The 9,849-nt window shown below is 67.2% G+C and carries 8 protein-coding genes; 2 read left to right on the top strand and 6 right to left on the bottom strand.

Translation table 11 applies throughout. The features are described 5' to 3' along the window. The 4 genes from AC1DY5_RS28870 to bglX all read right to left on the bottom strand — a co-directional run. Nucleotides 1-621: hypothetical protein (locus tag AC1DY5_RS28870; RefSeq protein ID WP_478116988.1), on the bottom strand; the 621-nt coding region annotated here is incomplete at its 3' end. A gap of 660 nt (nt 622-1,281) precedes the next feature. Beyond that, complete coding sequence (locus AC1DY5_RS28865; protein ID WP_478116986.1) at nt 1,282-1,992, bottom strand: YebC/PmpR family DNA-binding transcriptional regulator; 711 nt, start codon at nt 1,990-1,992, stop codon at nt 1,282-1,284. 66 nt (nt 1,993-2,058) lie between these two features. After that, nucleotides 2,059-3,450 (bottom strand): CoA transferase, encoded by a 1,392-nt coding sequence (locus tag AC1DY5_RS28860; RefSeq protein WP_478116984.1) that lies wholly within the window; start codon nt 3,448-3,450, stop codon nt 2,059-2,061. Nucleotides 3,451-3,475: 25 nt separating this feature from the next. Next, on the bottom strand, nt 3,476-5,764 hold the full coding sequence (gene bglX, locus AC1DY5_RS28855; protein ID WP_478116990.1) for a beta-glucosidase BglX: 2,289 nt from the start codon (nt 5,762-5,764) through the stop codon (nt 3,476-3,478). A gap of 162 nt (nt 5,765-5,926) precedes the next feature. Here bglX and AC1DY5_RS28850 point away from each other — a divergent pair, with 162 nt between their 5' ends. Further along, nucleotides 5,927-7,561, top strand: coding sequence for a glucan biosynthesis protein G (locus AC1DY5_RS28850; RefSeq protein ID WP_478116982.1), 1,635 nt, complete (start codon nt 5,927-5,929; stop codon nt 7,559-7,561). Between the two features lie 31 nt (nt 7,562-7,592). On the opposite strand, the gene AC1DY5_RS28845 is transcribed toward AC1DY5_RS28850, so the two are convergent. Beyond that, the gene (locus AC1DY5_RS28845) at nt 7,593-8,231 is read right to left on the bottom strand and encodes a 3-oxoacid CoA-transferase subunit B (RefSeq protein ID WP_478116981.1); all 639 of its coding nucleotides are present in this window, start codon (nt 8,229-8,231) and stop codon (nt 7,593-7,595) included. A gap of 1 nt (nt 8,232) precedes the next feature. Continuing rightward, complete coding sequence (locus AC1DY5_RS28840; protein WP_478116979.1) at nt 8,233-9,042, bottom strand: CoA transferase subunit A; 810 nt, start codon at nt 9,040-9,042, stop codon at nt 8,233-8,235. Nucleotides 9,043-9,115: 73 nt separating this feature from the next. Here AC1DY5_RS28840 and AC1DY5_RS28835 point away from each other — a divergent pair, with 73 nt between their 5' ends. Then, the gene (locus AC1DY5_RS28835; RefSeq protein ID WP_478116977.1) at nt 9,116-9,703 is read left to right on the top strand and encodes a LuxR C-terminal-related transcriptional regulator; all 588 of its coding nucleotides are present in this window, start codon (nt 9,116-9,118) and stop codon (nt 9,701-9,703) included. Nucleotides 9,704-9,849 lie beyond the last annotated feature (146 nt).

Genomic DNA, 9,849 nt, shown 5'->3' with positions numbered 1-9,849 from the left:
GACCTGAACGACACAAAGCAGCTTGGTGCACTGAAAATGGCTGGCAAGGCGATCCACGATCGTTTCGACAGGCGGCTCAGTGCGGCTCAGGTCCAGACCCGATTCTGGATCCAGTGCGCGGCCCCAAGGCGGCGCGATGAACGCAACCACCAGCTCGTCCTGCGCGGCGACGGTGTGCTCGAGGCCGTGCTCGAAATCGATGTCGACCACGCGTATCGGCAGGCCCAGCAGTGCCATATTGCTGGAAGTGAGTCGGAAGACCGAGTCGTCGTTCTCGAAGGCGACGCCGACCGCCCCGGGCAGATGCCGCAGCAGCCAGTACAGCGTGTTGCCTGAGCCCGCGAAAGGATCGATCACAAGATGCGAACCGACCTTGGCGCCAGCCGCGGCGAACGCCACATCAGCGGCGATCGCGGCGGCCAGGCGATCGCGCGTGCACTCGACGGCAGTGCGTCCGAGCACACGAATACCTCTGGCAAACCAATCGGCCGGCGCCAAGCCGTAGAGTGAAACGTAGTCGGCATCGTCGTAGCTGTCCAGGCCGTACTGCTGGACTTCGTGAAGATCGAGGACCTCGTTTCGCTTCTTGCCGAGCAGGAGCAGCTCACGGTCGTACTTCATGGGAACCTCCATGGCGATGGTGGCCTCGCGCGATGGGGCATTTTTTGCGCTCACGGCGCCAAGACAAGGAGCCTGGTCGTTGACGCGATCCGATGGGTCACTCTGCAATGTCGGCTTCCGGCCGACAGCGGCTGGCTAGAGGTGGCTAGAGGTGGCTAGAGGTGGCTAGAGGTGGCTAGAGGTGGCTAGAGGATGCCACAGGTCCCCCGGGTAGCTCACAAATTGTGAACAAGCCAGGTCAACAACTCTGACCCAGGCGCGACAAATGTGACCCCCGACATGTCCCCCGGCTTCACCTCCTCCCTTATTTCGCTGCGGGGGCCACCCGATGCCCTCGGCACGGGTAACGCTGTGTCTTGATCGTCGATCAACGACCGCTTCTGTGACGGATCACGTCGATGGTGTGCTCCGCGCAGCGAAATAAAGGAGGAGGCCGCAAGCCGGGGGACATTCGCGGAGCAGAGTACACCGTCGGCGTGAGCCCGCCCCCCGCTCAGCCCCGCTGCTTGAGCGCCAGCACCGACAGGCCCGAGGGCGATGAAAGTCAGACCCGCCCCACGTTCAGCCCGTTGCTGAATCGCGACGCCGCTGCAGCGCCACAACGACCACCAGGCAGGCCAGCACGTAGGTGAACAGCAGGTCCGGCGGGAACATCGACAGTTACCCCGCCAGCCCCACGAATACGTTCTGCACGTCGTCGTTCGCATCGATGGCCGCCAGGAAGGCTTCGACCTCTTCCAGCGCCTCGGCGCTCAGGCTGGCCGGATCGATCGGGTTCTTGGGCTTGTAACCGAGCTTCGCGGACAGCACGGAGAAGCCCTGCGCCGGCAGCGCACGGCTGACCAGGTCGAGATCGACGGGGTCGGTCAGAAAGACCGTGACGCCCTCCTCGCCGCGTTCGAAGTCCTGCGCGCCGGCCTCGATGGCTGCCAGTTCGGGGTCGGCCCCCGCCTGCAGCGCTTCGGCCTCGATCATGCCGAGGTGGTCGAAGTCCCAGGCCACCGAACCCGAGGCGCCGAGTTGGCCCTTGCGAAACAGCACCCGCATTTGAGGCGCAGTGCGGTTCACGTTGTCGGTCAGGCATTCGACCATCACCGGCACCCGGTGCGGCGCGAAGCCTTCATAGATCACGTGATCGAAATGCACCGCCTCGCCGGTCAGGCCGGCGCCCTTCTTGATGGCGCGCTCGAGCGTGTCCTTGGGCATCGAGACCTTGCGGGCCTGCTCGACCACCAGCCGCAGCCGAGCGTTCGACGCCGGGTCGACCCCGCTGCGCGCGGCGATCATGATTTCCTTTGCAAGCTTGCCGAACAAGCGGCCCTTGGCATTGGCGGCCAGGTCCTTGTGCTTGGCTTTCCATTGGGCGCCCATGTGTGATGTTCCTTGAGTCTCGGCTTTGCCGCGGGTACAAGATTCTGCCGCACGGCGCGACAGCAACTATAGGCGCGGCAACGGCCACACCGCCGGATCCGTCCCCGGCGGCACCGACGGCCGCGCCCACCCCGCCGGCGTGCGCGACAACTGCGCGCTGTGTCGCAAGCCGCACAACGCCCCAAACCCGGAAGCCGAGGTCTCGAGGTACGGCGTCCGGTCGGGCACCGCCGTCGCGAGTCCCCCGTCGACCCGCCCCAATCCGCGCAGCCAGCGCCCGGTCTGCGCCAGCGACACCTGCACATGCCAGCTGCCGCCTTCTCGCTGCTGACGCCAAAGGGCCGCGGCCGCGCCCATCGCGATCAGATAGCCGGTCGCCTCGTCGAGGATCTGCATCGGCAGCGGCCTGGGCTTGCCGTCGCCCGCCGCCTCGCCCTCGGCCTGATTGAAGCCCATGGCCGTCTGCACCAGCGAATCGAAGCCACGGCGCTCGGCCCAGGGACCGTGCGTGCCATAGGCCGACAGCGAGACATGCACGATGCCCGGCCGGATGCGCGACGTGTCCTCAGGCACGAAGCCGAGCGCCGCGAGCCCGCCGGGACGGTAGCCCTGGACGAACACGTGCGCATCGGCCAGCAGGCGCGTCAGCGTCTCCTTGCCCTCGGCGGTCTTCAAGTCGACATGCGCCGACAGCTTGCCGCGGCTGGTGTCCGCGATCGCCTCGATGTTGGGCAGCTGCGGCGAGTTGATCAGCAGCACATCGGCTCCGTAGGCCGCCAGCGCGCGCCCGCTCACCGGCCCCGCCAGGATGCGCGTGAGGTCGAGCACGCGCACGCCGGCCAGCGGCCGCTGATCCTCGGCCAGCCGCGGCAGCGCCAACGGCGGCGCATCGCCGATGCGCGCGATCGTGAACAGCGGCTGATCGACCAGCGCCCTGCCCTGCGGCGTCGCATCCCAGTCTTCGAAGCGCCGCAACGCGGTCGCGACCAGGCCCCGCGCAGCCGCGGCATCCTCGAAATCGATCGCCTTCCAGCCCCGCATCCCGGCTTCGGCATCGGCGCGCTGCGCGACCTGCGGGTCGAGCCCGAGCAGCCGCAGCGCGCCTTCGCGATGGTGCGCGAAGTTGGCATGGATGCGCACCCAGCCATCGGACGCGCGATAGAGCCCCGAGAAGGCGTCCCAAAGCTCCGGCACGCGGCCATCGAGGCTGAACCAGCCGGTGCATTCGAGCGCCGCATGCAGCATGTCGACGCTCACCGTCTGTCGCGCGGCGCCGCGCTGGTGGCCGAGTTCGCAGGCCGCGAGCGCGGCCGCCGCGATCGTGCACTGCGCCGCAGCGCCCACCGCGAAGGACGAAGGCAACACCGGATCGGCACCGCTGAGCTGCGCGAAGCCCAGCGCTTCTTCCGGCAATCCGGCCTGCAGCCACAGGCTGCGCAAAGCATCGTTGGCGTTCATGGGGCGGCCTTTCGCCGGAATGCTACTACTTCAACTCGAAGCCCTGCTCGCGCACGGCCTGCGAGTCGAACCCGATCTGCACGTTGAAGCGGCCCGGCTCCGCCACGCGGCGCAGCTGGGCATTGAAGAACTTGAGCTTCTCCTCATCGATCGTGAAGCGAACCACGCGCTCCTCGCCGGGCTGCAGCATGACCTTGCGGAAATCCCTCAGCTCCTTGACCGGGCGGACCACCGACGCGGCCACGTCCTGGATGTAGAGCTGCACCACGGTCTCGCCCGCGCGCGGGCCCGTGTTCTTCACGCTCACCGCGGCCTCGATCTTGCCGTTGCGCGCCATGGTCGGGCTCGACAGCGTCACGTCCGACAGCGAGAAGTCCGTATAGCTCAGGCCGTAGCCGAAGGGGTACAGCGGCCCCGTGACTTCCTCGTAGTACTGCGAGGTGTAGTTGCCCGGCTTGCCTTCGGTGAAGGGCCGGCCGAGCCGCGGGTGGTTGTAATAGGTCGGGATCTGTCCGACCGAGCGCGGAAACGAGATCGGCAGCTTGCCAGCGGGGTTGTAGTCGCCGTAAAGCACATCGGCGATCGCGTTGCCGCCCTCGGTGCCGGTGTACCAGGTCTCGAGGATCGCATCGGCCTCCTTCTGCTCGCGCACCAGCGCCAGCGGGCGGCCGTTCATGAGCACCAGCACCAGCGGCTTGCCGGTGGCCTTGAGCGCAGTGATCAGGTCGCGTTGGCTCTGCGGCAGGTCCAGGCTGGTACGGCTCGACGACTCGTGCGACATGCCGCGCGCCTCGCCGACCGCCGCCACGATCACATCGGCCTGCTGCGCGGCCTTCACCGCCTCGGCGATCATCTCGGCCGGCGCACGCGGGTCCTGCGTCACCTCGGGCGTGTCCCAGTTGAGGAAGTTCAGGTACTTGACGGTGCTTTCGTCGTTCGTGATGTTGGCGCCGCGCGCGTAGATCACGCGACCGCCGTTCTTGGCGACCGCGGAGTTCAGGCCGGCGCGCAGCGTGACTGCGTTCTTCGAGTAGCCCGCCGCCGACCAGCTGCCCAACATGTCGATCGGCGCATCGGCCAGCGGGCCGACCAGCGCAATGGCGGCGGTCTTCGCCAGCGGCAGCGTGCGGTTGCGGTTCTCGAGCAGCACCATCGACTTGCGCGCCACTTCGCGCGCCGCGGGGCGGTCCAGCCGGCTGTCGGCATTGAGGTCTGGCGGATCGTCCTTGGCCACGCCGATGCGCAGGTAGGGGTCGCGGAACAGGCCCATGTCGTACTTGGTGCCGAGCACCTCGCGCACGGCGCTGTCGATGGCCTTCATGCTGACATCGCCGGACTTCACGAGCCCGGGCAGCTCCTTCAGGTAGACCGAATCGGCCATGCTCAGGTCGATGCCGTTGTTGATCGCGAGCTTGGCGGCCTCGCGCTCGTCCCGGGCGACGCCATGGCGGATCAGCTCGATGATGGCACCGTGGTCGCTCACGGCCACGCCCTTGAAGCCCCAGTCCTTGCGCAGCAGGTCCTGCATCAGCCAGGTGTTGGAGGTGGCCGGCACGCCGTTGATCGAGTTCAGCGCCACCATCACGCCGCCAGAGCCGGCGTCGATCGCGGCACGGTACGGCGGCAGGTAGTCCTGGTACATGCGCATCGGGCTCATGTCGACCGTGTTGTAGTCGCGCCCGCCCTCGACGGCGCCGTACAGCGCGAAATGCTTCACGCTGGTCATGATGCGGCCGGCCGGCACCGGCACCGTCCCCTGGAAGCCCTTGACCGCCGCCTTGGCGATCTCGGACACCAGGTACGGGTCTTCGCCGAAGCCTTCGGAGGTGCGGCCCCAGCGCGGGTCGCGCGCGATGTCGACCATCGGCGCGAAGGTCATGTCGATCGAGTCGGCGCTGGCCTCCTTGGCCGCGGTGCGCGCCATCACCTCGACGACACCGAGGTCCCAGCTCGAGGCCAGACCGAGGCCGATCGGGAAGGTCGTGCGATGGCCGTGGACGACGTCATAGGCGAAGAACATCGGGATCTTCAACCGGCTCTTCATGGCCGCGTCCTGCAACCTGCGGTTGTCGGGGCGGTTGACCGAGTTGAAGGTGCCGCCGACGCGGCCGGCCGCGATCTCGTCCGCCAGTTGCGCAATCGGCATCTCGGGGCCGATGCTGATCAGCCGCAGCTGGCCGATCTTCTCGTCCAGCGTCATCTTCGAGATGAGTTCGGTGACGAAGGCCGTCTTGTTTTTCGGGGGGGCGGGCTGCGCCTGGGCGAAGGCCAGCGGGCTGGCCAGGCCGGCCGCCAGGGCCAGCAGAAACGACATCTTCATTCAGTAACTTTCATGGATACATCTCAGCGTGCAGCGAATCGCTCGCGCACGGCCGCTCCGCGAGGGGCTGGATCGTCGAGCCCCGGATGCTAAGCTAAGCCGCTGTATGTCGGACCGAACCGAGGCACGGCAGGAATATTGCATCCAACACTGTCCATGATTCTTACCGCCGCACGCCACCAGGGAACGAAGCTCGCACTGCTCTCCCTGGCCTCCGCCGCATCGCTGCTCTGGGCCGCCCAGGCCCAGGCCTTCTCGCTCGACGACGTCACGGCGCAGGCCCGCGCGCTGATGAACAAGCCCTACGTGGCGCCCGTGAGCAACCTGCCGCCGGAATTGAGCGGCATGCAGTTCGCCGACTACCAGAAGATGCAGCCGCGCACCGACCGCTTCGAATGGAGCGACCTGCAGACGCCGTTCCGGCTGGGCTTCTATCACCAGGGCATGCAGTTCAATTCGGCGGTGCGGATCAACGAGATCACGGCCGACGGCGTGCGGGAGATCAAGTACGACCCCGAGCGCTTCGACTTCGGCGGCCTCGCCTTCGACAAGAACACGACCCGCCAACTGGGCTACGCCGGCTTCCGGCTGCTCTACCCGGTCAACCAGCCCGACAAGCTCGACGAGATCGTCAGCTTTCTCGGCGCGAGCTACTTTCGAGTCGTCGGCAAGGGCCAGGTGTATGGGCTGTCGAGCCGAGGGCTGGCGATCGACACCGCACCGCCCGGCGGCGAGGAGTTCCCCAACTTCCGCGAGTTCTGGATCCAGCGGCCGGCGCCGGACGACCGCCAGGTGGTCATCTACGCCCTGCTCGATTCGCCGCGCGCCACCGGTGCCTACCAGTTCATCGTGACGCCCGCCGGCAAGGATGCGGTGGTCGACGTCCAGGCCAACATCTTCGTGCGCGGCGACATCAAGACCCTCGGCATCGCGCCGCTGACCAGCATGTTCCTGTACGGCCCGAACCAGCAGTCGGAGCTCAAGCGCAGCTTCCGGCCCGCGATCCATGATTCGAACGGCCTTGCGATCCGCACCGGCACCGGCGAATGGCTCTGGCGGCCGCTCAACAACCCGCGCCAGCTCGCGATCAGCGCCTTCGAGGTCGACAACCCGAAGGGCTTCGGCCTGCTGCAGCGCGGGCGCGAGTTCTCCCGCTACGAGGACCTCAAGGACCGCTACGACCTGCGCCCGAGCGCCTGGATCGAACCGCACGGCAACTGGGGCAAGGGCCGGGTCACGCTGATGGAGATCCCGACGCCGGATGAGACCAACGACAACATCGTCGCCTTCTGGACGCCCGATGCACCCACGCAGCGAGGCCAGATGCTGCAGTTCGCCTATCGCATGCACTGGACCACCGACGAGCCCGCGCTGCACGGCGCCGACAACGCCTGGGTCAGGCAGACCTTCCACACCGAAAACGAAGAGCTGCAGGCCAACCTGATCCGCCGGATCGACGGCAGCAGCAGCGCCTTCCTGATCGACTTCGAAGGCCCGGCGCTGGCCGGCCTGCCGAGCGGCACCGACTTGAAGCCGCAGGTCAGCGTGGGCGACAACGCCGAGTTGCTCGGTGTCGGAATCGACCGCAATCCGGCGATCAAGGGGTGGCGCCTGGCATTGCGGGTGAAGGTGAAGAACCCGGCGCTGCCGGTCGAGATGCGGGCCGCCCTGATGCAGGACGGCAAGCCGGTCAGCGAGACCTGGAGCTACCAGTTGCCGCCGAATCCGCCGGCGGCACCGGCCGCCCCGTCCGCGCCCCCGGCACAGGCCGCACCTCCGGCGACGCGCTGAGAGCGCGCACCGCGCGGATGCGGCGCGCTGCTCAGCGCTTCAGCTTGACGCCAGTCTTGGCTTGCAGCGCCTCGAAGCTCACGCCATCGGCCAGTTCGACCACGCGCAGCCCCTCGGGCGTGACGTCCAACACGGCCAGATCGGTGATGATGCGGTTGACCACGCCGACGCCGGTCAGCGGCAGGGTGCACTTCTCGAGGATCTTGAGGTCCTCGGTGCCGTCCTTCTTCTTCGCCACGTGCTCCATCAGAACGATCACGCGCTTGACGCCGGCCACCAGGTCCATCGCGCCACCCATGCCCTTGACCATCTTGCCGGGGATCATCCAGTTGGCGAGGTCGCCCTTCTCGCTGACCTGCATGGCACCGAGGATCGACAGGTTGATCTTGCCGCCTCGGATCATCGCGAAACTGTCGTGGCTGCCGAAGATCGCCGAGCCGGGCAGCGTGGTCACGGTTTGCTTGCCGGCGTTGATCAGGTCGGCGTCGACCTGGTCCTCGGTCGGGAACGGGCCGATGCCGAGCATGCCGTTCTCGCTCTGCAGCCAGACTTCCTTGTCGCCGACGAAATTGGCGACCAGGGTCGGGATGCCGATGCCGAGGTTGACGTAGAAGCCGTCTTCGAGTTCTTGCGCCGCGCGTGCGGCCATCTGGTCCTGGGTCCAGGGCATCTCAGGCTCCTTTGGTGGTGTTCTTGACGGGGGCGGGCACTTCGACGCCGGCCGCGGCCTGCGCGATCACGGCCTGGGCCTCGACCTTGGCGGCCGCTGCATCGACCGGCGCCGCCGCGCTCACGGTGCGCTTCTCGATGCGCTTCTCGGGCGCCGCGTTGAGCACGATGCGGTGCACGTAGATGCCGGGCAGATGGATGTCGTCCGGAGCGATCTCGCCGACCTCGACGATCTTCTCGACCTCGACGATGCAGATCCTGCCGGCCATCGCGGCCGCCGGATTGAAGTTGCGCGCCGTCAGCCGGAAGCGCAGGTTGCCCGACTTGTCGGCGACGTCGGCCTTGACCAGCGCCACGTCGGGCACCAGCGAGCGCTCCATCACGTAGGTCTCGCCGTCGAACTCGCGCAATTCCTTGCCCTCGGCGACCTGGGTGCCGACGCCGGTCTTGGTGAAGAAGGCCGGAATGCCGGCGCCGCCCGCGCGCAGCTTCTCGGCCAGCGTGCCCTGCGGCGTGAATTCGAGTTCGAGTTCGCCGGCCAGGTACTGGCGCTCGAACTCCTTGTTCTCGCCGACGTAGCTGGCGACCATCTTCTTGATCTGCCGCGTTTCGAGCAGCCTGCCGAGGCCGAAGCCGTCGACGCCGGCATTGTTCGAGATGCAGGTCAGGTTCTTGACGGCCGAGTCGTGCAGCGCATCGATCAGCGCCTCGGGAATGCCGCACAGGCCGAAGCCGCCGACGGCAAGGGTCTGGCCGTCGGCGACGACGCCCTTGAGCGCCGCATCGGCGGAAGGATAGATCTTGTTCGCCATAGTTCCTCGCAGGGTGATGGTTGAAATCCGAACTCCGAACGATACTACGTACTGGCATACGTAGTATTTCGTAATGGACACACCCGACACCGCGCTCGCCGCCATCGACTACCGGCTTGCCTTCGAGCAGGCGCCGGTGGGCATGGTGCTGTCGCGGCACCGGATCATCGTCGACTGCAATGCGCGCCTGTGCGAGATGTTCGGTGCCACGCGCAGCGCGCTGATCGGCCAATCGTTTCGTGTCCTGTACCCGAGCGTCGCCGAATTCGAGCGCATCGGCAAGCGCATGGAACCAATCCTGAACGCCAGCGGCCGCTATGCCGACAACCGGATGATGAAAAGGCTGGGCGGCCTGCACGGCGTTTTCGCCGGCGAGACCTTCTGGTGCCACGTGAGCGGCCAGGCGCTGAACCGCGAGGCGCCGCACGAGGCCGGCATCTGGATCTTCGAGGACCTGGGCTCGCGCCGGGCCGCCAAGGCCGACCTGACACCGCGCGAGCGCGAGGTGGCGGCCCAGGTGATGAAGGGCCTGACCTCGAAGGAGATCGGCCGCGCGCTGGCGATCAGCCACCGCACGGTCGAGATCCATCGGGCCCGGCTGATGCGCAAGTACACGGCGGCGACCACGGCCGAACTGGTTCAGAAGCTGATCGCCGGCTAGAGTCGGCGCCACACGATGAACCCGTACCACGACCCCGGAAAGGCGCATCACCGCCCGGACGGCTTCCAGAACAATTACATCGAGTTTCAGCCCAAGAGCCTGGCGGAGCTGCTGCGCTGGCGCCGCGAGGCCGCGCGCCGCCGCCT

The organism is Variovorax sp. P4_D9 (genome assembly GCF_056401695.1).
The sequence above is the reverse complement of the archived record's forward strand: the minus strand, read 5'-3'. Positions and strand labels throughout refer to the sequence as shown.